Below are 261 nucleotides of genomic sequence, written 5' to 3'. Positions count from 1 at the left end.
GATGCCGATCCAGAAGAGAATGGGTTTACGGCCAAAGCGGTCGGCGAGTTTTCCGGCGACGATTGCACCGACGATAGTGCCAATGGTTGCAATGGCAACGATCATGCCCTCACCCATAGAGGAGAGCGCGTAGAGCTCGGTGAGCTTTTCTTCCGCGCCGGAAATGACCGCTGTGTCAAAGCCGAAGAGCAGGCCGCCGAGGGAGGCAACGATGGCGCTTCGAATGACCAGAGGCGGAATGGATGTGGATGATGCTGACGA

General features: G+C 57.9%; 1 protein-coding gene. It reads right to left on the bottom strand.

What is annotated here, in order from left to right; translation table 11 throughout:
- The coding region (locus QP415_RS12060; RefSeq protein WP_285100237.1) for an MFS transporter at positions 1–261 on the bottom strand (261 nt) is incomplete at both ends.

This window comes from Pauljensenia sp. UMB3104, from assembly GCF_030217285.1.
In the GTDB taxonomy this organism is placed as follows: Bacteria; Actinomycetota; Actinomycetes; order Actinomycetales; family Actinomycetaceae; genus Pauljensenia.
Note: the sequence above shows the minus strand (reverse complement) of the source record. Positions and strands in the feature narration are given on the sequence as shown.